This window comes from Bacteriovorax sp. HI3 (genome assembly GCF_059738875.1).
Genome location: NZ_AP026946.1, coordinates 2,531,179 through 2,553,943, shown reverse-complemented (window position 1 = coordinate 2,553,943; position 22,765 = coordinate 2,531,179). Strand labels below are relative to the sequence as shown.

Genomic DNA, 22,765 nt, shown 5'->3' with positions numbered 1-22,765 from the left:
ATCAATTGCGTCTTAGGGAATCGCTTTAATAAAATCGCAAACTTCCGCGATGACATGGGGATCTTTTAGGATACGGCGGTGGCCGAGCCCCTCTGTGATAAGGATTTTTGAGCCTTTCCATTGCTGGTGGATGCTTTCTCCGGCGGCAATGGCGACAGCATTATCGTCTTTATCGTGGACGACTAAACAGGGAAGATTCAGGGTGTTTCCGATCTCTCCGGTGATAAGTTCACTTGGTTTTAGGCCCGCAACTTTTGTAACGAGAGCAAAAAAATGCTCGAGGCCTTTGTCATTTAATCCAAAACTTTTTCCAAAGAATGTCACGACTCTTTCATAAAAGTTTGGTGTCCCGACAAGCACCATGCCTTTAACTTTAAATCCTCTCTTGGCCGCAAGGACTGAGCATCCTCCACCAAAAGAGTGAGCGATCACGGCGTGAGCTCCATTGGGCGCTAATTCTTTTTGAGCATCGATAATAAACTTTGCGTAGTGACCAGGGTTGGTCATTTTGTTAGGTCCATCGGGAGATATACCGTGGCCTGGGCCATCGAGAGCGACAACTCTAAAACCTAGTTCAACCAGTCGAGTAGAGAAGGCCCCAATTTGAGTTCCTCTGCCGTTCCATCCGTGGATGAGCATGACGAGAGGATCAGTGGGATTGCCCCATTCAAAGGCAGCAATCCCATTTGAGAGAAGATACTTTTTAGAAGTTCCATACACGGCCATTTCCGACTCCGGACGAGGGATTCTCGTCGGAGTGGCAAACATTTTAAGCGCAATCTTAGCGGCCAGTGCGGGAGCAAAGCTGCTTAAGAAGGCAATGAGTTTTGGCAGGTGCTTTTTCATTTCTATTAATCTCTTTTACGGTCTTACTTATGGTCTCTCTATAATCGCCGCTACACCCATACCACCAGCAGTACAGATTGAAATTAAACCGCGTCCACTTCCTTTTTGAGCAAGCGCTTTTGCCAGCGAAGCAATGATTCTTCCACCTGTTGCTGCAAACGGGTGACCGAGAGCTAAACTTCCGCCGTTAACGTTAAGTTTGTTTCTATCGATTGATCCCATTGGCTGATCCAGTCCCATTTTTTTACAGTACTCAGGAGACTCCCAAGCTTTTAGTGTACAAAGAACTTGTCCTGCAAAGGCTTCATGAATTTCGTAAAAATCAAAATCCTGAAGTTTTAAATTGTTTCTCTCTAATAGTCTTTTAACCGCAAATGTTGGCGCCATTAAAAGCCCTTCACCTTTAACAAAGTCTACTGCCGAGTACTCAGCATCAACAAAGTAGGCAAGAATAGGAAGCTTGTGTTTGTCGGCGAAGTCTTCACTTCCCAGTAATACTGCTGAAGCACCATCTGTTAGAGCTGTTGAGTTCCCAGCAGTCAGTGTTCCTTTTCCAGTGAAATCAAAAGCAGGTTTTAATTTTGCTAGTTTTTCAATTGTCGTATCAGGTCTTAGGATTGAATCTTTTTTTAATCCTTTAAACTCAAATAATAAATCCTGGTGAAACCCAGCTTCATAAGCACGGGCCGCTTTTTGGTGAGACTCGTAAGCAAGCTTGTCTTGTTCTGCTTGAGAGATTTTCCACTCCTGAACCATAAGCTCAGTGTGCTGTCCCATTGATAAACCAGTTTGCGGTTCTTTGACGGCAGGGAAAATTGGCAGAAGAAGTTTTGGGTTAATTTGCGAGATGATTTTAAATTTTTCAGGAATCGTTTTTGCTTTTTGCAGCTCCATCATGAGCCATGAGAATTTATGTGAGAATACACCCTGGATATCACTGTTTGTATCTGTCCCACCAGCAATACCAGCTTCGATTTGTCCCGAAGCAATTTTAAGGGCAATTTGCGCTGCTGTTTCTAATCCTGTTCCACATGCACGTTGAACATCATACCCTGGAGTGTGAGGGTGAAGGCCCGATTTTAAAACTGCTTCTCTGGTCATGTTCCAGTCTTCAGCGTTTTTCATAACAGCACCAGTGGCAACGTCACCAAGCTGGACACCTTCTAGTTTTGTTTTTTTGACCAGGTCTTTTAGAGTGGCGGTGATGAGTTCTAAATTCGATGTTCTCGAGTAATGCGAGAAAGACTTTGTAAAAGGAGTTCTCGATCCTGCGATAATGGCAACGGGTCTCATTGTTGTAGTTTTCATACTTTATCTTCCTTAAATGATTAGACTTTGACTTTTTACCTACCGGTAGGTAGAATACACCTTATGAATGCTAAAAGCAACAACACAAAGACCGAGGCCCTGAATTTAGCCAAAGAATACCTGCAAACACTGGGGTTTAACGGTTTTAGCTTTCAGACCATTGCCGACTCTCTTGGGATCAAGAAAGCGAGCCTTCATTATTACTTCTCTTCTAAAGAAGACATGGGAATTGCTTTATTAGAAGACTACGAGGAAGGGCATAAAACCTGGGCCAAAAAAGTGCAGGAGCTTCCTTCAAAAGTAAAACTGGAGAAGATGGTTAAAGGATTTTGTTCACTCTCTGCTAAACACAACATGATTTGTCCGGTAGGATCTTTTACTTCTGATTTCTATTCTGTTTCACCGAAGATGAAAACGAAACTACAGCAGTTTCATTTTTTAATCCGCGATTGGCTTATTGAGACGATTGAGCAGGGAAAAAAAGAAGGTACAATTAAAAAGACAATGGACAGTACACTGGCCGCAGACTTATTTCTCACTACACTTCAAGGCGGCGTTCAAGTAGCGCGCATCAGAGGGGAGCAGGAGAGTTTAAAGAAAATGCTCGAGGCCCTTTTGGATCAATTACATGGCAAATAACACCAATCCACTTCACGGAAAAACATTAGAGATGATCGTCACAGAACTTGTAGCGTTTTATGGCTTCGAAGAGCTATCTCAGTTAATCGATATCAATTGTTTTAAGAGCAATCCGAGCGTGAAATCGAGCCTGACTTTCCTAAGGAAAACACCCTGGGCAAGAACGAAGGTGGAAAATCTTTACGTCGCTTACTTGCGCGAAAAAAGCGCTTCAAATTCACCGTAACCAGATTCTTTTAATTTCTCTTTAGGGATAAATTTCATTGCTGCTGAGTTCATGCAGTAACGAAGTCCTGTTGGCGCTGGCCCGTCATCAAAAACGTGACCCAGGTGAGAGTTGGCGTGTTTACTTCTAACTTCGGTGCGTGCACCAAGAAATAAACTGTTTTCTTTTTTTAAAGTGAGATTTTCTTTGACTAGCGGACGAGAAAAACTCGGCCAGCCTGTTCCTGAATCATATTTATCCAGTGAACTAAAAAGCGGCTCTCCTGAAACGATGTCGACGTAGATGCCTTCTTTTTTACTGTCGTGAAACTCATTTTTAAAAGGGCGCTCGGTCCCTTCTTCTTGTGTGACTTCATATTGAATGGGAGTGAGTTTCTTTTTTAGTTCTGCTTTGATAGGCATCTTAAAAGAAGAAGAGTCCCAGGCAAAAAGTGAATGTGAAAAAAGTAATGAACAAAGAATGATTGTTTTCATATTCATGATCATCTTCCAGGAAGAGGGTTAAGGCAACTTAAGCTTTATTTGTCTGGTCTTTGTCTTATTAGGGTTTTATCGGGCGGAGTTCAGTTTCCATTCTTCAAAACTAGAAGTCTTGATTTTTTCTACTGCGGTTTTGATCATTTCGTTATCCGAAACAGTTTGTCCCATAAAGATACATTGATGGTAGATGTCAGCAGAACTCTTTTTGTTGATGAAACTTCTAAAGTACTGCATGCGGTTCATTCCCAGGTGAGTAAAACCTTGAGAAGTGATTTCAAAAGCGCAGTAAGATGACATGGCAAAAGGAAGATAAACTCCAACTCCAGTAATGGCCAGTTCACTGATGCGGCAGTGAGAGTGCAGGCTCATGCGGCTGTAAGCAGAGTACTTGTTAAAGAAAATTTTCCCAGCACTGTCTTCCATATGGTTGGCGAGCATTTTTTCATCGAGTTTTTGCACCATGGACTCAAGCAGTTTACTTTCAATCCCACGGGGCACGTGCATCGCAAACTCGAAATCTTTTTTATATTTTTCCAGGTCTGTCTTTCCTTCATTGTCGTAAGTCACACAGTAACAGAAATGGCTTTGCAGGAATTTTTTTAATGGTTCAAATTTAGAGCGATTGGCCTCAATCATTTGGCGGTCAATGAGGATGAGGTGAGGAAGCTGATAGTTGAGTTCGTCTAGAAAGTTATCCAGGTTGGCAAACCCACGCGCACAGTAGCGCTGGTCGAGTTTAATCATTCCTTTAATCGCTTCGCGGTTGTTGACGTTTTGCTCGTAATAAACAACTTTGACCGGTTTATATTTTGAAATTTCCTGATTGCTTTCAATAAAAGCGAGGAGCTTCTTTTTATCAGCGTTTGATTTTTTCGATTCAATCTTACACAGGTATCCATTGGCGTATTGGTAATAACGGCCAATGGTGTTTTTATCGACGATCGTCAACTTTACATCTTTAATATCCAATTCATCAAAGAGAGGATTTCTCATCTCAATCGTTTGCCCGGGATTTAAGTCCAGGTTGACTTCTATATAACACTGGGCCGCTGAAAGCCATCCGATGCGTCCGAACGTAGAGAATTCTCCATCTGCCACAAACTCAACAGGCTTATACTCAATCACCTGGGGATCGGGTGCTTTTAAATTTAAAAACCACTTGATTAAGTTTCTAAAAAATTTAGGAGAAGGAGTGTAGCCTCGTCCGCGGTAAAGAATCTGGCCAGCTCCGGCGATGATTAACGATTTTTTAAATTCAAGAGAAGTATCGGCCGTCACCACAATGAACATGGTGTTTCTGGCGAAAACATGGTTTCTGATTTTTCCAATGAATTTTTCGGGATGAATAGAGGAGTCGTCTCCGTTTAAAACAACGATGGCCGGAAGCTCTTGAAGTATGAACTGTTCACCTGCAGACGTTGTTTTTAAGTGCTTTAAGGGAAGCTCGTCCTGTAAAAGAGCATTGCTCACAAACCAGAATAGCTCAGCACCTTGGTCGATTACCGCGATACTCATACCTAAATTTTAACAGTGAACCAAACCCAGGTCAAACTGCCTATAAATAGAGGGGCTTAATCGTGGTCCTCTTCCTCTCGAGAAAGGCTTAAAACCGGGGTTGCCAGGGTCAGTCTCTTGCGTTTGATAGACTCCAGGACATTGCTCACCACCAGGTCTCCCACGCGGTATTTGCGTCCGTAGTCAGTCACTGAATAGAAGACTTTCATCGACACCCATGACTCTGTCACTTCCAACACCAAAACGCGAGGCTCTGGGTCTTCAAGGATTTCCGGCACAGCTTTGATGCCTTCTAAGATGGCCGCTTTTGCTTTTAAGATATCTACATCAAAGCGGAAACGGAAGGCCTGGGAAAAACGCGCAGGCTTATTTCTATCTGAAAAAATGAGCAGCTGACTTTGAGCAATCGTTTTGTTGGGAATCACAATCAGCTCGTCACCAAAACCTAAAAGAGAGGTTGCTCGCCAGGTAATCTCCTGAATTTGTCCTACCCACTTGTCATCAGAGTTATGGACTTCAACCCAGTCACCGAGTTGAAAAGGTCTCTCAATTTGTAAGGCCACACCGGAAAACAAGTTTCCTAATGTATCCTGAAGAGCAAGACCGAGAACGATAGTGAAGATGGCCGAAGTCGCAAGAACTGTGGCCAGGTTAAAACCAAAAACATCAGCAGCAATCCAGCTCACGACAAAGGTAGAAAAGAGTAGAGTGAAAAGATTGGCAATGAGCCTTGGAACCCCTTGACTCATATTGGCCAGGAAGAGGTAGAGGTAAACATAGATTTGAGCACAACGGATAAGCACCGTAACCAAAATGAGGAAAGAAACTAGGCCAATGTAGTTGGCGACTTTAACCGTGAAGTAATCTGTCCATGTGGCTTGGATAAGCCCCCAGTGAAAAAGGGCCAGCACGATGGCCAAAACCAGATAGAGCCCGGTTTTCATAAATCGTCTTCTCAGCGTAGCATGTCTTTTTTCTGAGATGCGCTTTAAGAAAAGTTTATAAAAAATCCATCCGAATAAAAGAGCGACAACTAAAACAACAAATGACTCATGTTGAATGAAGTATTCAATTTTCTCAATGGGAAGCCTGACCTGATCCATGGACGATCCTCTTATGATTTAAAAATGCTTAAATTGTATTTTTTTACTAAATCTTTAATCGCATTAACTGAGCGAACAGAGTGTCCGTGCTGATCAATAAGTGGAGAGTAAGCAGCAATTCCCATTTTTCCAGGAACCACGGCCAGGATACAACCACTCACGCCACTTTTGGCCGGAAGCCCGACTGTGTAGGCCCATTCACCTGCTGTATCATACATCCCACAGGTAAACATCAGGCTTAATATATCACTGACGTATTCTTCTTTGATGACTTGCTTTTGGTCTTTAGGTTGAACTCCGTTATTAGCAAGAGTCGCCGCCATTGTCGCCAAATCAACGGTGTTAATTAAAACCGAACACTGTTTAAAATAAAGATCTAAAGACTCCTCAATATCATCGCCAATGACATCAAAGTGGCGAAGCAGGTGAGCGATTGAACGGTTGCGGTGGGCTGTTTTTTTCTCCGAGAGAAAAACTGCTTCATCGACACTGACGGGATGACCAACATAATCACCAAAGAGATTGAGCACGCGCTCTAATCTTTTGGTTTGGTCTTTATCCTGGATATAGCTGCTGATGGCGATTGCACCAGAGTTAATCATAGGGTTATAAGGTCTATGCGTATTTTTTTCTAATTCTACAATAGAGTTAAAGGCTTCTCCACTAGGCTCAACGCCGACTCGGCCTCTGATAAATTCTCTGCCATGCTCTTCCAGGGCCATGCCGTAGACAAAGGGCTTGGAAGCAGACTGCAAAGTAAAATTCTGGGCCACATCGCCTGCTGAATAGACTTCACCATCAACTGTGACAACTGCAATTCCGAAATAATCAGGATTTACTTTCGCCAACTCTGGTATGTAGCTTGCCGTTGCACCTTTTTTATCAGGTGAGTATTTTTTTATTAAGTCTTCCAAAAAAACATTCATGTATTCCATAGGAAAACTATATCCTCAAGTCTCTTGCCCGTCATCTCAATACTCTTAACTTAACCAATTCTTTTCAATCCACATATACAGTCTCATCCCAATAAGCATGGCCGCGACAAAAATAAAAAATTCCCCGTGCCCACTAACAAGCGACACCAGTCCTGGTCCTGGACAAATTCCGGCCCATCCCCAGCCGAGTCCAAATACGATAGCACCAAGAATAAGTCGGTAGTCGATGTCTTTTTTGGTCGGCAGACTAAAAGCTTCACTCCATAAAGGTTTAGGTCGTTTGGTAATCAGGCGGTAGGCAATAGAAAAAACCAAAATAGCTCCGACCATAACCCCAATCAGACTTGGATTCCAGTTGCCAAAAGGATCTAAGAAGCCTTGGACGATATCCGGACGAGTCATACCTGAAACCCCAAGACCTAAGGCAAAGAGAGCGCCGGCCAGGAAAGCTGCAAGATAGGCCTTCATTAGAAACCTCCATGAATAATTTTAGAGAGGAAAAATCCTAGGACTCCAAAAGCAATAAAGGTACAAGTGGCGATAATAGAGCGCGGACTAAAGCGGGAGATCCCACAGACTCCGTGACCGGAAGTACAGCCACTGCCCATCGTTGTCCCTACACCGACGAGAAGACCTGCTAAGGCGTAGTCCCAATATTTCAGAGAAGTCGAAAACGATAATGAAGAGGGCAAGAACTCTTTGACTAAAAAGGCGCCAGCGAAGAGCCCTAAGAGAAAGACGATTCTCCATTTCTTTTCTTTTAAAGAAGAAGGGGAAATGAGGTTTCCCACGATTCCGCTTACACCCATTATCCGGCCATTGGTCAGTAAGAGCATGGCCGCTGCCAGCCCAATCATCATTCCACCTATTAATGCCAACATAAGACCTCCTTTGACAATATAACGATATTATAATATAATAATATTGTCAAGGCAGGGGAACATCATGATTTTAACACTTATTGGTTTATTGACGGGGTTGGTTCTAGGTTTGACTGGGGCAGGCGGGGCATTGATTGCCATTCCTCTTTTTTTAACCGGACTTCACGTCTCTTTAAATGAAGCCACTTTCCTTTCTTTAATCGTAGTTATGATTGCTTCAGGGATTAATTACCTTGGAGGCCATATCGGGGGCGGACAAAAGGCCGATAATAAAATAGTGTCAGGGCTTTTTGCGAGCAGTTTTTTAGGGACGGCAATGGCCCTACAAATTAAACCTTATGTGGGGGACTTGGTTACGGCTTCTTTATTAGGGCTTATCAGTCTTTATGGACTCTGGAGTGTATGGAAGAAGAAAAGTTCTGCCAAACGAGGTGTTGAAGTTAAAACATTTTGGCCGGTTATTTTTTCAGGTATCATTTTTGGGGCCTTGACGACACTTACAGGACTTGGGGGAGGAGTGTTGATCATTCCTCTTTTGATCAACTTTTTTCACCTGAGCTATGAAGAGGCCCTCCCTAGCAGCTTGCTTCTCATTTTCCTGATCTCTCTTTCTTCGTTTGTAATGCAGTTGTTAAAAAAGGGAAGTGGAGGAGTCAGAGGAATAGATATTTTTTTTCTTTTTATCGGCACAGTGCTCGCGTCTTTAGTCGTCAAAAAAATAATGGGCAAAATACCAGCTAAATGGAGTGAATTAGGCCGAAGAGTTGTCTTTACCCTGGTCGTTCTGTATTCTTTTATGGCCATAGGACAAAAGGTTTTAGTATGAAAAAAAACGTCGATTTAAAACAAAAGAGTGTAGAGGTGGCAGACATACTCAAGGCGCTTTCTCATCCACAAAGACTGTTGATTCTTTGTCTCTTAATGGATGGGGAAAAAAGTGTGGGAGAGATTATGCAAAAGAGTGACTTATCTCAGTCTCAGACTTCGCAATTTCTTATCCGTCTGCAAAAAGAAGGTCTCCTTATGTCGCGTAAAGAGGGAAACTTTTCAATGTACAGCATTTCTGATAAAAAAATACAAAAGCTAATTTTGTCTTTGAATAAAATATTTTGCTCTTAACCTAATGAGGGATTATGAACGTTCAGCACTTTTTTGATAAAGACACATTTACTCTTACTTATATCGTCTATGATCATAACACCAAAGATGCAGTGATTATTGACCCTGTTTTAGATTATGATCCGGCCTCTGGTGCGATTGAAAATAACAGTCTGAAATTGATCCTGGATTTTATTAGAGAGCACAAACTTAATCCTCATTATTGTCTTGAGACTCACGCTCACGCAGATCATTTGTCGAGCTCACAAGAGCTTAAAGATTACTTTCCTCATATTAAAATTGCGATAAGTGAAAACATTCAAAAAGTGCAGAAGTCTTTTAAGGATGTCTTTCATTTTGGAGATGATTTTAAAACCAATGGTTCACAGTTTGATAAGTTAATTAAAAATCATGAAGAGTTCTCTGCAGGATCAATTAAAATTCACGCTATCCCTACTCCTGGTCACACGCCAGCATGTATGAGTTTTCATATTAATAATATGGTTTTTACTGGTGACGCTCTTTTTATTGAAGATTCGGGAACTGGAAGATGCGATTTCCCTGATGGAAGTGCACAGGATTTATATACTTCAGTTCATGAAAATCTTTATTCTCTACCAGACGATACAATTGTGTTTGTAGGTCATGATTATCAGCCAAACGGTAGAGACCTTCGTTTTGAGACAACTATTGGCCAGTCAAAAATGCACAATACTCAATTGAGAAAAGAAACATCCAGAGAAGAGTATGTAACTTTCCGCGAGGCCCGAGATAAAACTCTTAAGGCCCCAAGGCTGCTTTTTGCCAGCATTCAGGTCAATATCAATGCTGGAGTTTTACCAGCAGAATTGAAGATGCCGCTTTTTAATAAGATGAAAAAAATCTAGAAGTCTAATCCCATGGCAAGGCCCGCGCCTTTAGGGACTGGAACCAGTGTCAGCCAGTAGGGATTTCCTTTTTGTAGGTTGTAGTACACGCCCCAGGCAAATGAAGCACCGATCGTCATACCGGCCGTGATGTCGTGGAGATAGTGGAAGTCATCATTGGCGCGGCTAATGGCGATGAAGGCCGCTGCCCCATGAGCGATTCCTCCCCAGAACCATCCATGCTGTAAGGCCACGACTGAAGCAAAAGCAAAGGAAGCAGATGAATGCCCAGAGGGAAATGAATGGTGATCATCCGGATAGCCAGGGCGTTTTTCACTGATGGTGTACTTTAGAGCTGTCGTTAAGGCGACGGTGTAAGTCGTTGCCCTTAACATGTGCTCAGCACGCTCCAGCGCCTTGGGGTCATCATGAAATTTTCCCTGCCAAAGAAAGTAGGAACTATAACCCAGGTTGAGCAGACCATACCCGACGTAGTCGCCAATAAAGCCTAGCTTGCCAAGTGGTTTTGCCTCTCGATAGCTCTCTCTTTTTCTGTAAGTGATGTCTTTTCTTGTAATGTACATCATCCCGGTGGTGATCGTTCCTCCGAGAAGAATCCATTTTGCCGGAGTGGTAATAGGACTGATTAAGTCATTGCCGATTTCTTTTAAATACGACTTGTCTTCAAATTGAGGCACTTTTTTTTCTTCGGCAAAAGCAGCCTGGAAGAATAGAAGTAGAGGAAAACACCATTTTAGAAAAACCATGAAACCCCCATCTTAGAGTATTGGGTTTCAATCTCAAATTCAGTCGAGTCATTGGTCGTATTGGTTATGACATTGAAGTTTGATCCTCTTCTGACATGTTCAACTGTGATGAAAGATCGCTCTGATAAAAAATATCCGATAGCAAATTTTCCTCCAACGACGAAGCCTTTATCTGTGAGTCTCGTATAAGAGGCACTGTGTGAATTGTAGTCAGTTGTCAGGTAAAAAAGAGCATAACCATCAAGAAACCATTTTCCTTGTAACCATTGAGCTCCTAAGAGCGTCCCAAATTGAGAATAAGCATTGACCGTTTCCAGTTCTCCATTTTGTTTCCAGGTTTTTTTTCTGCCGATAATTTCTGCGTGAAAGTCCCCATAGATTCGCCAATCTTCATGGCGGTGGGAGTAAAGAAACCCCAGCGATAAATCCTTGCCGGAGTAGGTGTTGTTGGATTCTTTTCCTTTTAAGGGAGAGCCTTTCACTTTTATTCTTAAGGCCAGTTTGTTTTTATCACTATCGGCCTTGAAGTGCTCTTCGTAATAGAGTTCAAAAGCATAAAGGCCTTGATATGAAACACTGCTATTGGGAATGTTGAGGGATGGAGCGTATTCTTTTTTTAGTCTCCCGTTAGAGAGAGCTGAAAGAGAGCCGCCAATTAATCTGTCGCCTGGAAGACCGTAGGCATTTTCAATTTTATAATACCAGTGTTCGTATTCAAAAAGGTCTTGGACAGTTTTCGCCTTTTCATATTCATGCTCTTCCATAAAGTAGCGGGTTTCAGCATGAAGTTTGATCTCACCCGGTTTAAGAAGATAAAACGGGTGAGAGATATCGCTATCGATTTCTTTTGCAGAGAGAGTAAAAGGAATAATTAAAAGTAATAAATACTTTATAATTACATTCCTGAATAGCAACGAGACTGAGAAATAGTGTAATCAGTTTCGTTCACCATATACAGGCAGCTGTCGTAATCGAAGTGTTCTTGCACGCGAACGTGTGGAATCACTTCTCCTTCGCGAGTGATGATTCTGCTTGGTTGAGCTTCGATATCCAGCACTCTTGGATTAGAACAAAAAACTTCCAGAGTTTTATTTTGGTTTGATGCAACCGCAGCGATCGCTTTCATATAGCGAGGGTAGCTTTCGTATTTAGAACAAAGATTTCCAGCGAATGCTGAAGTTGATAGAACAGTTAAAGCAAGTAGTGTGATGTGTTTCATAGCAGGTCCTTGAGAAAAAGTTTGGGCCATGAAACAATATTTTTTTGTAAGTGTAAAGAATTATTTTTTGATGGGATTCAAGCAATGGAAAATCACTTTATACGCTTCTTGTCTCTCGCGCGCAGTCAGAAAAGGGCTGACAGTTTTCCAGATATTTGTTTTATCCTGCAGAGGTAATTTACAGACTCCCACACCGCTATTGATGTAACAACCCGGATGATAAGAAAGAGTGAAATCTGTGATGTGGTCACAAGTTTTTTTGCGCTCTTTTAAATTACCTGACGTCGGACAGTTTCCTTTAACTTCGCATTCATCAACTAATCCTTTTTGTAGACACACCATCACTGTATAAATCCATTCAACTCCGGCCTTCGTGAATTTTTTATCTTCGATATTTTTAACATAAGCGCTGCAAGTAGGATGAGCAAGCTCTGTAAAATAATTCACTCCGACAGTGTCGCATTGGTATTTGTTTTCCATGCACTTATAAAAACCGCACGTGGTATAGGGAAAACACATTTCTTTTTTTGGAAGATTGAGAACCTGGTACTCACCATTTTGCATTGAAAGACATGAATCAGGATTGTCTCCGCATTCGCCAAATTTTTTTTCTAAGCTTTGCAGGTAGGTTGTTTTGAGTTCGCGCTCAAGAACTCCTTTGATTTCGATTCCAGGAATTCCTGCAACTAAGAGTGTGGGTAAGAGGAGAAGAGCAAATAAAAATCTGGCCATCCATGGTCCTGGGTCTGAGGTTATTCGTGAGCAACCTTAATGTCATTTTTCTTTTTATCTAAAGAAACTTCAACCGTGATGTTCTTTAGTGTTTCAGCAGATTCAATTTTATAAATCCCGCGGGCGATCTTTTTAAAGTCCAGTTTCTGGCCTTTTGGCGACTTAAGTGCGACCAGGTCGGCCTTTTCAAAGTCTTTGTAGGGACCGTTGTGTTCTAATTTATTGTCGTAAATATACAGCAGGTTTTTTTCCAGCATAAAGCAGACTTTTTCTTCTTTATAGCTCGATGGGCAGTGGGCAAAGGCCTGTGCCGATGTAAGAACCAATGCCAGCAGGGCAACTGGGAGGTGCATTTTTTGAGTTTTCATAGGTCTAGCGTATCCATTGCGCTATGCGTTTTGCAATATAAGTTTCATTTAAAAAGGTTAGTCTTTTTGCTGTCTTTTGAGTACACTCCGGCCCATGAAAAAACTGTGGTCTTTCGCCCTTATTCTTTCACTCTTTTCGGGATCTTTGATGGCCAATGCTGTCCCGGATAACGACCTTCACATTCCTCCACTTCGCGTGAAGGACTTCGAAAGTGTGACAGAACACGATTTCAACACAGTTACTAAACTCCTCCATAAAATTTATGCTCCAGTAGTTTTAGAAAAGTCTGGCCTCCAACTTGTGATGAATGCGACCTGGAACGATGACACTGTAAACGCTTATGCCACTCGCGAAGTCGACACGTGGACTGTTCATGTGGCCGGTGGGATTGCTCGCGCGAAAGGAATGACTAAAGACTCTCTGGCCTTAGTTGTTTGTCACGAGCTTGGTCACCATTTAGGTGGAGCTCCGAGAACTTTTCTTTACGACGGATGGCCTTCAGCGGAAGGACAGGCCGATTACTGGGCGTCTTCGAAATGTTTGAAGAACTATTACGCTGAATTAAAAAATGAAGATGTTTCAATCAATGAAAACGTTCCTGAGAAAGTCATCAAAGATTGTAACTTCGTTTATAAAAACCTCGGCGAATTGAAAATTTGTATCCGTACAATGCTTGCGAGCCTAAGCTTCGCACATTTCTTAAATCATCTTCCTGATGCTAAAACGCCTGTAAGTATCGACGCCACAGACGACCGCATCGTAAAGGGAACGAACACAAACAATTACCCAAGACCTCAATGCCGCTTTGATACTCTTTATCAAGGGGCCTTATGTACTGTTGGATCTAATGTTGCAACTTCAGAGACTGATGCTAAAATTGGTCATTGTAATGATACCAACAGACCCGGAGCACGCCCTCGCTGTTGGTATAAACCGTAACCAACAGGAACCTTCATGGAATTCATTCACGCAATCATCGACTTCATTCTACACATTGAAGTCCACCTGGATTATTTGATCCAAACGTATCATGCCTGGACTTACTTAATTCTCTTTATGATTATTTTTTGTGAGACTGGAGTCGTGGTGCTTCCTTTTCTTCCGGGGGATTCACTTCTTTTTGCCATCGGTGCTTTTGCGGCCCGTGGCTCCTTTGATTTCTGGACGATCTCGCTGTCACTTCTGGCCGCGGCGATTATCGGAGACAGTGTGAACTATGCCATCGGAAAATATATCGGCCCGAAAGTTTTCCATAAAGACGACTCTAAGTTTTTTAACAAGAGTCACTTGCTTAAGGCCCAGGCCTTTTATGAGAAGTATGGGGCGAAAACAATCATTATTGCGCGCTTTATTCCCATCGTCCGCACCTTTGCTCCTTTTGTCGCAGGGATCGGGGAAATGACTTATAAGAAGTTTATGACTTACAATGTGGTGGGAGCTGTTTTATGGGTGTTCTCATTTATTCCGTTGGGATACTTCTTTGGGAATCTTCCCTTTGTCAGAGAAAACTTCAAGATCGTGATGATTGCGATTATTGTGATTTCGGTTCTTCCGGCCGTGATTGAATTTATCAAAGAAAAGAGAAAACACTAGAAATAAAAAAGGCCCGCATTTCGCGGGCCTTTTTGTTTTAGCTTATATTACTGAAGAGATCCTTCGATAGAGCTGAAGTCAGTAGCTTCTTCTTCATCGATAATGTTGAAGTTCTTAACATTTTCGTTATTGTCGTAAGCGTGGAAACCTTCAACCTGGTAGTTAAACGTTTTTGGACCACTCATTTCGTCCATTAGAGATTTTACCATTGCGTTTTGAACTTGTTTTGCACTTGTCACATCTGTTGTCTGGTTAAAGATACCAAAGAAGCTGTATCCTTTTTGCGTGTTCATCGCCCCTGCAAGAGTTGATGTGTGCATTAGCGTACCCGTTTTTGCTACGAAAGTGTTTTTTAGGTCACTTGAGTTTAGACGGTTAGCAAATGTACCAGCGTCACTTCCTGGAACTGCCACTACGTCTTCAATTTCTTTTCCTTGTCTTTCAGATGACTCTTTAAGAGCTTCAATCAGCTCGGCCATAACTGCACAAGTCGCGTAGTTGTCGTATCTCTTTCCATCAATAACAGTAGGAAGACCGTTACCGTTCCAAAGTTTTAGCTTATCAGTTGTGATGCTGAACTTGTTAGCAACCCATTTCTCAAACTTAGCTGCTCCACCAAGATCAAGGAAGATCGTGTGAGAAGAGTAGTTGTTTGACTTCACGTTTGTTTCTTTAAGGTATTTATAAAGAGCTGGAGAAGTTAGAGTTAAAACTTTTACATCTTCTGGAACATTGTTGATGTCTGCTACCAGAGGGTTTTTCTCTGAGAACTCAACAGCGTCTGCGCTCATATCAACAGATTTTAGGAAACGGTCTTTTTTCGCTAGAGAGGCCAGGCGATCGTATTCTGCTTTAAACACTTTTGACCATGAGTCAGTGTTGAAATAAAGCTTAATGTTTTTCCCGTTAGAATCTCTTGTAATAAGAGGGTATGGGTCCGTGTGAACCTGAGCGTTCGGGAAGATTTGAACTGTTTTATCGTAAGTGATTTTATCAAAGTGTGTGTATCCAAGAGTGTTTAACTGAGAGATAAGGAAAAGCATTTTTTCATTACTCATGAAAGGATCGAAAGACCCTTGAATGTGCAGGTTGTTTCCTTTGATATAAAGTTTTGTATCGTAACGGTAGTTTGGACCTTTTTCTTCTACTGCCCAAAGAGTTGTGATTAATTTTGTTACTGAAGCTAAACGCACTTTTGTATCTACGTTTGAACCTTGAAGTTTTCCGTTTTCATCTGTGTAACAATACGACTGCTCTTTTGCGTCTAGTTTGTACTTTGCTAAAAGCTGAGCGAAGTCTTTATCAGTTGCCTGGCTTGCCATAACTGATGTTGATGACATAGCTAAAAGCGCCATGCTCGTTAGTTTATTAGATAGTTTCATAGTAGCCCCTCATGATGAATGTGTGGATTCCCCAAAAAATATGTATGAGGGGGTATAGCCCCGATGACCATTCGTTTCAACCAAGCTTGTAAATTCTATAGGTTCGCATACTTACTGGGGCTTAGGGTCGAGCCGGGGCCAGAATGTCACCGTTTTTTCTGAATTAACACAGAACTTTTATTTAAAACCTTACATTTTTACCAGGAATTTGCCCTATCGGCCTGGACACGATAAGTTCAAAGTATTGAATTTTTTACCAATCAGGAGAATTCCACATGAAAACATTATTACCATTAGTCGCGGCTGCGCTTTTATTTGCTGGCTGTGAAAAAATCGAAGGACAACTTAACGTTAATAAAGACGTAAAAATTAAAACAACAAAAGGTGTTTTAAGAACTCTAAGAGTAGGGACATACTCTGCAGACATCAAAGCTAACACTAAAAAGAAAATCACTCTTCGTCTTAACAACGACAGCGATGAAAAATATGAATTTAACGTTCCAGATGGATCAATCCCATCAAACGGATCATTTGCTTACAACTCAAATACAGTTGGACAGCCAGTTGACCTAAAAGGAACAGTTGCAACGACTGTAACTGATTCTGAAAGAAGACAAACAACTGAATCTTGCCAATACCAAGAGCCAGTTCAAGTTTGTTACCCTGTACCAAACGGTGGTGTAGCTTGTTCAATCCAGTACCAAACAAGATTCGGTACAAGATGGATTCAATACTACGACAGAAAAACAGACAAAGATGTCTCTCTTACGATCTCAGCTGCTAACACAAATGATGAAGCAGCAACTTTCCAAGGGGATGTAACTTGGGTTGATAGAATTGTATTAAGCTCTACTCAGTGTAGATAGTTAATAAAAAAGAAGGCCTCGAAAGAGGCCTTTTTTATTTGCGTTTTCTTATTGCTTCCAGATGGGACCGGGTGAAACAGCATAGCGCTTTCTCAAGGCCACAATGTCATCCAGTATATGTTCTTGTTCAAGATATGAGCCAAGCTCTTCTAAAAGCTCCTCTTCATTCGTCGTCAGCAGGATGCCGCTCAGGTAATGAGTGTACTCCTCATCATCTTGAATCGAAGTAATGACCAGGTTGTAAGGGCCGAGCTGGCCTTTTTTAATCTCGATCATTGTCTGGTTGGGAAGTCGATTAAATTTATCACCCATGAGAAGGGAGACGTCTGTATAGTTCTCTTTCTCGAGTGAAATCAAAAAGCGGATGTTTTTATATTCGGTTTCAAAATTCATGTTAAAATCAGTTTAACACGAAATTGATTCGAGAAGGAGCTTAAAAGTGTCGGAATTGACCTATTGGAGAAAATGCGGAAGCTGCAAGAAAGAAATCGGCTTTAATACCGTTTACCAGGCCTGCAACGTCAGCACTTGCCGCAAGTTAGTTTTTTGCTCAGTAGACTGCTGGAACCTGCACAACCCGGTGATGAATCATAAGAGTTCATGGGCAGAAGAAAACCGCTCCCCAAGAAAAGAAGACTACAATCCAGCAAGTGACGATTCAGCTCCAAGAAGAGTGATCGTTTCAAATAAACCGACAGCTGCCAGTGGAGCAGAAGTAGTTGGGTCCGCTAACGAAGAAGATATTCTGATTGTCGCTTCCAAGCTTAAACAATATATTAAAGACAAGTACGACATGAACACATCTGCCAACGTGATGGAAGCTCTCTCTACAATAGTGAGAAGGCACACGGACCGCGCGGTCCAAAAGGCGCGCATGGAAGGCAGAAAGACGGTGATGGACCGCGATTTCGAATAAGGATTTTAGGTAATGCAGCTTCTGTACCCACTTGAGTTTAGAAACTCACTGGAAGTTAAATTAGACAGTGCTCACTTGGGTGGAGAACACCATGATGAGTGGTGTGATATTTATAAATTAGATGATCTCTCGCAGCTTGATCAGCTTAATCTGCTGATCTCGCTTGGAGACTTCTTTAAATTTATGCCAGTCCTTTCTTCAACACCTAAAGGGCACATCAAAAAAGATATCCTTAAACATGAAATCAAAGACAGTGTGACTTTTTTTGGTGGAAGTTTTTTTCCTTTTCATCCGGGGCATATGGCCTGTTTAGAGCTTTGCCCGGAAGAAAACATTGTGATCGTGCCTGATTGCAATCCCCATAAAGAGCTCAAAGAAAAAATGAATCCTTATGATGATTTCATGCACCTGTGCCTGACTTTAAAAGACACGCCATACTCGGTTTACCCTGGATTTTTCGGTCGCAATAAACCAAACCCGACATCAAACTGGCTGCCTAAAGTTAAGATCGCCCAAAAGAATTTCCTGATGGGGGACGACTCCTTCATGAACATTCTCAAGTGGCATGAACCAGAAGTATTGCTCAATGCTTTGACTAAAATTTATGTGGCCCCAAGAGATTTTGAGACAAGCGATTACGCTCCTCAGATTGAAAAAGTGAAGGCCATTAACCCAAAACTGGAAATTATTATCCTTCCAGATCATCCGTACAGAAGTCTTTCTTCAAGCAAGATTCGCGCAAGACAAGATTAAATCTTTTCACCTTTATGGAATTTAATAACGGTTTCGCAAAACTCTTTTGGGTGAGTTTTGTGAATGTTATGCCACGACTTTGGGATTTCATACATCTGAGCACGTGGGATATGAGTCTTAATGTGTTCAATACAAGTCGGAGTAAGAGCAGAGCCAACTGCCGGGTCAGCATTGATAAAAAGCACCGGGAAGCTCGTCTGGGTTAAAGCAGAGGTCAGATCAGAATAATTTCCCTGGTAACCGTAGAGAACAGAAACGTGAGGCCAGAATTTAAGTTCATACTTACCGTCTCTTTCCACTACTTTTGTTTTCATCAAATCAGCAGCGTATGAGTAAAGGGGGGAGATGATTGTGAAGATGTCGTCTTTATTGTCAAAGAGCAGACTTTCAACTTCTGCTTTTTTGGCGATGTCAGTTTTTTCCTGATCGCGCTCTGGAGAACGAGGTTGCCTTTGATGAATCCCCATATCTTCGATGATCATTTTTTCAACCATCTCAGGATAAAGTTTTCCAAACATGAGCGTTGTCCTGCCACCCATCGAGTGACCAAGGAGAGTGATTTTTTTAATTCCTAAATGATCTAGAAGGCCTTTTAAATCCTGTGCCATGGCATCAGCAGTATAATCATGTCCTTCGGGCTTTGAAGCTCCATGCCCGCGCTGATCAACTAATAGGACAGAAAAATGCTCAGAGAGTGTAGGGATAAGTGGGATAAAAGTATCCAGTGAACTCAGTAGTCCATGAAGCATCACCAGCACTGGTTTGCCGTTATTTTCAAAGCGGTAATTGAGCATAATGTCCTCTAGAAAAAGGTCTTTAATAGACCCCAGCAGTTTAATGGTTTCACCGGGATTTGGGTACTAAGTTTCAGCACAAAACCTGTGCCTTTTTTGTACTCCTCTTTTTCCTGGGCATTAAAGAAGGCCATGCCGATGACTTTACCTTTTTGTACTTCATAAACCCCGTGGTCAGTCAGGAAAAACTCAGTTTTTCCTTTCACCTTGGCCATGCTGATCCATTCCTCATTCTCTTGTTTTTTCAGGATGAACTCTTTTAAATCAGCTGAGTCGGTAAGTGGTTTTTTAGGCATCTCTTCAGGCATTCTGGTTTCGTTGATTACCAGCTCTTCAATCACTTTATAGTCATTCATGTTCGGAACAGTCTTTAAGTTTAGTCCCAGGTAAGAGTTGATCTGCTTAATAAAAGCAGTATCGATCATCGCCTTAAGTTGTGCCATTTTTTTTGGTGTCATCGTTTCGTCGTACATGGCCACTTGAGAAAGCATCATATCGAAGACCTGTCTCTTATAAAAGAAAACGTAACTGCTGATGTAGTTAGAGCGTCCACCGCGCAGCTTGTATTTTTTTACGTTTGTGCTTTCCATGTATACGTCAACCGGGCCATTATTTTTGGCCATCGTAAAGACATCCGGCCAGACTCCACCGAAGTCGCGCACAACCCATTTACCAGTTGGTTTTAAATCCATCGTTGTTTCAAAACATAAGTTTTGTGAGTGAGGCTCAAAATTCATTCCCGATTTTAGAGAAAGATTTTCAAACATCTTCATGTAGCTCTTAATCATGTACTCTTCAAAGAAGGTGAATGAATCCATTCCACTGGCCTTGATAACATCCATGATTAGTGGTTTTGGTTTTTTATTCGGGCTCATCAGGGCCGAGAAAGAAAGCCATTTACTCTTTGAGTTCACAACTTCATCCGGGATTTCACGGATAAGTTGCCCTCCAAGTTTTTCAGGAGCACCGGGAAGCTCTTTGCCCATAACTAGTCCCGCGCTTTCCGGGAAAACTTTGACATTCATCTCATTGAGTTTTTCTAATCCAATGCGATCGAAGACTTTTTGGTTGGCCACTGAGCGCTCAACTTCGTTTTCACTTACCAGTCGGTCGATGCTTCCAATAACGTTTTTATCCAGACTGACTTTGGCGATAAATGGTTTGTTTTTTAAGTCGCTATGATCCCAAACAACAAGTGAGCGGTAACTTGATGTTGGCGAGGCCGTAAATTCAGTTTCATCCTGAGAAACATACTTATAAGTTCCTCTCATAAATTCGTAGTGAGCTTCTGATTCCGGGTGAACAAAAAGTTTAAAATACTTTTTTCCATCAACCATCATCATCAGCTGTTTTGAAACGCGTTTATCCAGAGAGTCCGCTTGAAGAAACTTTGCATCTTCGGCCGGAACTAGATAGTAGGGAAGTGGAAACTTCGGGTTGTTTTCAGGAATGTATTCAGGAGCAATATTTGAAGCAAAGGCATTGGCCCCCCACAAATCTTTGTTATGCAGATTCTGCTCTTCATTTAAAAGCTCCAAAACACCTTTGGCAATTGGCTCTTTTCCATCAAATTTCGACAGATGTTCACTGGCGATTGATCTTTGCGAGTGTGGATTCCACGAAGGAGTTGAGCATCCAGTGATCAAAAGAGTGATGAGAATAAGTAGTGACGTCAGTTTTTTCATAACCATCCCAAAGTTAAACAAATCCTTCGGACTTTTCGGAAGAATGGGGCATCGGTATGAGAGTTTTAGTGCTGGATTAAAATGGTTGGGATACGCCCTGTTGCCAGGCTTTGAAAAAAAGGCAAAAAAAAGCCTCCGTTTCCGGAGGCTTTTTGTATTTCATGGAATAAAACCAATAAAAACTATGGTTTAACTTTCCAGTAGAATTCCGTTACTAACTGACCAGCGTATTCGAATGGAATGTCGCTTGGAAGTGGAAGGTCAACAACCTTCGCAGTTTTCGCGTCTACTGAGTAACAAGCTGGAACAGACGGAAGTCTTGGAGTTGCCTGAGCTTGTGTGAAGTTAAGTGAAGCGTATCCTCTGTCTGTAAGAGTGATAACGTCACCTTTTTTAATTGTGTATCCTGGAACGTTGATCTTCTTTCCGTTAACTACAACGTGTCCGTGAGAAACCATTTGGTTTGCTGCAAGCATTGACGGTGCCCAGTTAAGTCTGAAGATTACGTTTGAAAGACGGCTTTCAAGAGTGATTAGAAGTGAATCCATCCACGCACGAGACTTGTCTTTTTTAGCTTTCTTTACGTAGTTAACTAATTGACCTTCTCTTAGTCCGTAGTGGTATCTAAGTTTTTGTTTTTCTTTTTGACGAACAGCGAAGTCAGAGATTTTCTTTCTCTTGTTTCCGTGTTGACCTGGACCATATGGTCTTCTTTCTAAAGCGCCTGCTTTTCCAAGTCCTGGAAGTTCAATTCCTAGTGATCTTTGGATTTTGAAACGGCTTTTTCCTGTAGTACTTCTTGCCATGAACTGCCCCTAAATAATTAGCTTTTTAACAACTTCAACAATTAGTTCGTTGTGATTTTAATAAAATTACGTCCGTAAGTAATACAGGTTCCTTTAAGTCATGTCAATTTTAAAACGCAACTACTTTACAAACTCGAGGTAAAGCTCGAGGAGCTTTAGAGTTAATGCACCTGGTTTTCCATTTCCTATCATGTGCGACTCGATCTTGGTAACTGGCACGACGTTTCGCGTTGTGCTGGTGATAAAGCATTCATCTGCATTTAAGAAGTCGTCTTTAGTTAAACTTTTTTCCACTAGAGGGAGGGGAAGCATTTGACGCTTTGCCATCTCCAATAGGGTTTTGCGGGTTAACCCGTCCAGGACTCCGTCGGCCAGCGGTGGAGTAAAGAGAATATTGTTTTTGATGACCCAGGCATTACTCGTCGTCCCTTCAGTCACGTGTCCGTGGGTATTGACCATAAAAGAGTCGTAGGCTCCGCGGGTCGTGGCCTCGCGATTGGCGAGGATATTTTCCTGGTAATTCCCGGTTTTTGGCAGAGATCCTGAAGCTTCAATTCTTTTTTGGAAGAAAATCATGCTGACGCCTTCAGTAGTCCACCAGGCGGGATTAGGTTTAATTTCTTTAGTGAAGATGACCAGGTTATTAGGCCCTGAGAGTTCCGGGTCCAGTCCTAGGTCGCTGTTAGTCCCTCGAGTGAGGACAATTCTTATTGTGGCGTCTTTAAAAGGCGAAGCTTCGATGGTCTTTAAGACCTCGCTTAAAATGACTTCCTTGGAGTAAGTTGGCTCCAGAGAGATTTTTTCAGCGGATAAAAACAGGCGGTCGATATGCTGGTCAATCCTAAAAGGTCTCTTGTTAAAAGTGCGAGTCGCCTCGTAGACAGAATCGCCGTAGAGAAAGCCTCGGTCAAAGACGGAGATCTTAGCTTCTGGGCCTTGTAAAAGAGTGCCGTTAATGTTGACTAAAAAATCTTCCATACGAGAGAA

General features: G+C 42.0%; 29 protein-coding genes. 10 read left to right on the top strand and 19 right to left on the bottom strand.

Features of this window, described 5'->3' with window-relative positions:
- Nucleotides 1-12: 12 nt before the first annotated feature.
- Together AC6JA8_RS12610 and AC6JA8_RS12605 are read right to left on the bottom strand one after the other, a co-directional pair.
- Complete coding sequence (locus tag AC6JA8_RS12610; RefSeq protein ID WP_497974108.1) at nt 13-846, bottom strand: alpha/beta fold hydrolase; 834 nt, start codon at nt 844-846, stop codon at nt 13-15.
- A gap of 27 nt (nt 847-873) precedes the next feature.
- Nucleotides 874-2,154 (bottom strand): acetyl-CoA C-acetyltransferase, encoded by a 1,281-nt coding sequence (locus AC6JA8_RS12605; RefSeq protein ID WP_497974107.1) that lies wholly within the window; start codon nt 2,152-2,154, stop codon nt 874-876.
- A gap of 63 nt (nt 2,155-2,217) precedes the next feature.
- Here AC6JA8_RS12605 and AC6JA8_RS12600 point away from each other — a divergent pair, with 63 nt between their 5' ends.
- Together AC6JA8_RS12600 and AC6JA8_RS12595 are read left to right on the top strand one after the other, a co-directional pair.
- On the top strand, nt 2,218-2,793 hold the full coding sequence (locus tag AC6JA8_RS12600; RefSeq protein WP_497974106.1) for a TetR/AcrR family transcriptional regulator: 576 nt from the start codon (nt 2,218-2,220) through the stop codon (nt 2,791-2,793).
- Entirely contained in the window at nt 2,783-3,019 is a 237-nt protein-coding gene (locus AC6JA8_RS12595; protein ID WP_497974105.1) for a VF530 family protein, read from the top strand. The genes AC6JA8_RS12600 and AC6JA8_RS12595 overlap by 11 nt, the downstream gene beginning before the upstream one ends.
- Here the strand turns inward: AC6JA8_RS12595 and msrB are convergent.
- From msrB to AC6JA8_RS12565, 6 genes are all read right to left on the bottom strand, one after another.
- Entirely contained in the window at nt 2,983-3,492 is a 510-nt protein-coding gene (gene msrB / locus AC6JA8_RS12590) for a peptide-methionine (R)-S-oxide reductase MsrB (RefSeq protein WP_497974104.1), read from the bottom strand. The genes AC6JA8_RS12595 and msrB overlap by 37 nt on opposite strands.
- Before the next feature lie 75 nt (nt 3,493-3,567).
- Nucleotides 3,568-5,013 (bottom strand): hypothetical protein, encoded by a 1,446-nt coding sequence (locus AC6JA8_RS12585; protein WP_497974103.1) that lies wholly within the window; start codon nt 5,011-5,013, stop codon nt 3,568-3,570.
- 56 nt (nt 5,014-5,069) lie between these two features.
- A complete protein-coding gene (locus AC6JA8_RS12580; protein WP_497974102.1) occupies nt 5,070-6,116 on the bottom strand; it encodes a mechanosensitive ion channel family protein in 1,047 nt (348 codons plus the stop codon).
- A gap of 11 nt (nt 6,117-6,127) precedes the next feature.
- Nucleotides 6,128-7,051, bottom strand: coding sequence for a glutaminase A (gene glsA, locus AC6JA8_RS12575; RefSeq protein WP_497974101.1), 924 nt, complete (start codon nt 7,049-7,051; stop codon nt 6,128-6,130).
- Nucleotides 7,052-7,096: 45 nt separating this feature from the next.
- Nucleotides 7,097-7,519, bottom strand: a complete 423-nt coding sequence (locus AC6JA8_RS12570; RefSeq protein WP_497974100.1) for a DUF6691 family protein — start codon at nt 7,517-7,519, stop codon at nt 7,097-7,099.
- The gene (locus AC6JA8_RS12565) at nt 7,519-7,932 is read right to left on the bottom strand and encodes a YeeE/YedE family protein (protein WP_497974099.1); all 414 of its coding nucleotides are present in this window, start codon (nt 7,930-7,932) and stop codon (nt 7,519-7,521) included. Before AC6JA8_RS12565 ends, AC6JA8_RS12570 begins: the two co-directional genes overlap by 1 nt.
- 64 nt (nt 7,933-7,996) lie before the next feature.
- Between AC6JA8_RS12565 and AC6JA8_RS12560 the strand changes: the two genes are divergently transcribed.
- From AC6JA8_RS12560 to AC6JA8_RS12550, 3 genes are read left to right on the top strand one after another with little or no spacing between them, the layout of a single operon-like run.
- Nucleotides 7,997-8,758: a TSUP family transporter gene (locus AC6JA8_RS12560; protein WP_497974098.1), complete on the top strand. Its 762-nt coding sequence runs from the start codon at nt 7,997-7,999 to the stop codon at nt 8,756-8,758.
- Entirely contained in the window at nt 8,755-9,051 is a 297-nt protein-coding gene (locus tag AC6JA8_RS12555) for an ArsR/SmtB family transcription factor (RefSeq protein WP_102244155.1), read from the top strand. The genes AC6JA8_RS12560 and AC6JA8_RS12555 overlap by 4 nt, the downstream gene beginning before the upstream one ends.
- 14 nt (nt 9,052-9,065) lie before the next feature.
- A complete protein-coding gene (locus AC6JA8_RS12550) occupies nt 9,066-9,917 on the top strand; it encodes an MBL fold metallo-hydrolase (RefSeq protein WP_497974097.1) in 852 nt (283 codons plus the stop codon).
- On the opposite strand, the gene AC6JA8_RS12545 is transcribed toward AC6JA8_RS12550, so the two are convergent.
- The 5 genes from AC6JA8_RS12545 to AC6JA8_RS12525 are packed head-to-tail and all read right to left on the bottom strand — an operon-like array spanning nt 9,914 to nt 12,982.
- Nucleotides 9,914-10,663, bottom strand: coding sequence for a phosphatase PAP2 family protein (locus AC6JA8_RS12545; RefSeq protein WP_497974096.1), 750 nt, complete (start codon nt 10,661-10,663; stop codon nt 9,914-9,916). The two genes, AC6JA8_RS12550 and AC6JA8_RS12545, sit on opposite strands and share 4 nt — an antisense overlap.
- Nucleotides 10,651-11,577: a hypothetical protein gene (locus AC6JA8_RS12540; RefSeq protein ID WP_497974095.1), complete on the bottom strand. Its 927-nt coding sequence runs from the start codon at nt 11,575-11,577 to the stop codon at nt 10,651-10,653. The genes AC6JA8_RS12545 and AC6JA8_RS12540 overlap by 13 nt, the downstream gene beginning before the upstream one ends.
- Nucleotides 11,559-11,882: a hypothetical protein gene (locus AC6JA8_RS12535; protein ID WP_497974094.1), complete on the bottom strand. Its 324-nt coding sequence runs from the start codon at nt 11,880-11,882 to the stop codon at nt 11,559-11,561. Before AC6JA8_RS12535 ends, AC6JA8_RS12540 begins: the two co-directional genes overlap by 19 nt.
- A gap of 60 nt (nt 11,883-11,942) precedes the next feature.
- Nucleotides 11,943-12,614: a hypothetical protein gene (locus tag AC6JA8_RS12530; protein ID WP_497974093.1), complete on the bottom strand. Its 672-nt coding sequence runs from the start codon at nt 12,612-12,614 to the stop codon at nt 11,943-11,945.
- A 20-nt stretch (nt 12,615-12,634) separates the two neighbouring features.
- Nucleotides 12,635-12,982, bottom strand: coding sequence for a hypothetical protein (locus tag AC6JA8_RS12525; RefSeq protein WP_497974092.1), 348 nt, complete (start codon nt 12,980-12,982; stop codon nt 12,635-12,637).
- Between the two features lie 94 nt (nt 12,983-13,076).
- Here AC6JA8_RS12525 and AC6JA8_RS12520 point away from each other — a divergent pair, with 94 nt between their 5' ends.
- The gene (locus AC6JA8_RS12520) at nt 13,077-13,922 is read left to right on the top strand and encodes a M48 family metalloprotease (protein ID WP_497974091.1); all 846 of its coding nucleotides are present in this window, start codon (nt 13,077-13,079) and stop codon (nt 13,920-13,922) included.
- 15 nt (nt 13,923-13,937) lie between these two features.
- Nucleotides 13,938-14,576, top strand: coding sequence for a DedA family protein (locus tag AC6JA8_RS12515; protein WP_497974090.1), 639 nt, complete (start codon nt 13,938-13,940; stop codon nt 14,574-14,576).
- A gap of 47 nt (nt 14,577-14,623) precedes the next feature.
- Here the strand turns inward: AC6JA8_RS12515 and AC6JA8_RS12510 are convergent, their stop codons facing one another.
- Nucleotides 14,624-15,958 (bottom strand): D-alanyl-D-alanine carboxypeptidase, encoded by a 1,335-nt coding sequence (locus tag AC6JA8_RS12510; RefSeq protein WP_497974089.1) that lies wholly within the window; start codon nt 15,956-15,958, stop codon nt 14,624-14,626.
- Between the two features lie 275 nt (nt 15,959-16,233).
- Between AC6JA8_RS12510 and AC6JA8_RS12505 the strand changes: the two genes are divergently transcribed.
- Nucleotides 16,234-16,824 (top strand): hypothetical protein, encoded by a 591-nt coding sequence (locus AC6JA8_RS12505; RefSeq protein ID WP_497974088.1) that lies wholly within the window; start codon nt 16,234-16,236, stop codon nt 16,822-16,824.
- Nucleotides 16,825-16,872: 48 nt separating this feature from the next.
- Here the strand turns inward: AC6JA8_RS12505 and AC6JA8_RS12500 are convergent, their stop codons facing one another.
- Complete coding sequence (locus AC6JA8_RS12500) at nt 16,873-17,217, bottom strand: hypothetical protein (RefSeq protein WP_497974087.1); 345 nt, start codon at nt 17,215-17,217, stop codon at nt 16,873-16,875.
- A gap of 46 nt (nt 17,218-17,263) precedes the next feature.
- Between AC6JA8_RS12500 and AC6JA8_RS12495 the strand changes: the two genes are divergently transcribed.
- Together AC6JA8_RS12495 and AC6JA8_RS12490 are read left to right on the top strand one after the other, a co-directional pair.
- On the top strand, nt 17,264-17,740 hold the full coding sequence (locus AC6JA8_RS12495; RefSeq protein WP_497974086.1) for a hypothetical protein: 477 nt from the start codon (nt 17,264-17,266) through the stop codon (nt 17,738-17,740).
- 12 nt (nt 17,741-17,752) lie between these two features.
- Entirely contained in the window at nt 17,753-18,493 is a 741-nt protein-coding gene (locus tag AC6JA8_RS12490; RefSeq protein ID WP_497974085.1) for a nicotinate-nicotinamide nucleotide adenylyltransferase, read from the top strand.
- Here AC6JA8_RS12490 and AC6JA8_RS12485 read toward each other — a convergent pair.
- From AC6JA8_RS12485 to AC6JA8_RS12470, 4 genes are all read right to left on the bottom strand, one after another.
- The gene (locus AC6JA8_RS12485; RefSeq protein WP_497974084.1) at nt 18,490-19,287 is read right to left on the bottom strand and encodes an alpha/beta fold hydrolase; all 798 of its coding nucleotides are present in this window, start codon (nt 19,285-19,287) and stop codon (nt 18,490-18,492) included. The two genes, AC6JA8_RS12490 and AC6JA8_RS12485, sit on opposite strands and share 4 nt — an antisense overlap.
- An 8-nt stretch (nt 19,288-19,295) precedes the next feature.
- Entirely contained in the window at nt 19,296-20,972 is a 1,677-nt protein-coding gene (locus AC6JA8_RS12480; protein ID WP_497974083.1) for an IucA/IucC family protein, read from the bottom strand.
- A 182-nt stretch (nt 20,973-21,154) separates the two neighbouring features.
- Nucleotides 21,155-21,778 (bottom strand): 30S ribosomal protein S4, encoded by a 624-nt coding sequence (rpsD, locus tag AC6JA8_RS12475; protein ID WP_102244139.1) that lies wholly within the window; start codon nt 21,776-21,778, stop codon nt 21,155-21,157.
- A gap of 120 nt (nt 21,779-21,898) precedes the next feature.
- Nucleotides 21,899-22,756, bottom strand: coding sequence for an aminotransferase class IV (locus AC6JA8_RS12470; protein ID WP_497974082.1), 858 nt, complete (start codon nt 22,754-22,756; stop codon nt 21,899-21,901).
- Nucleotides 22,757-22,765 lie beyond the last annotated feature (9 nt).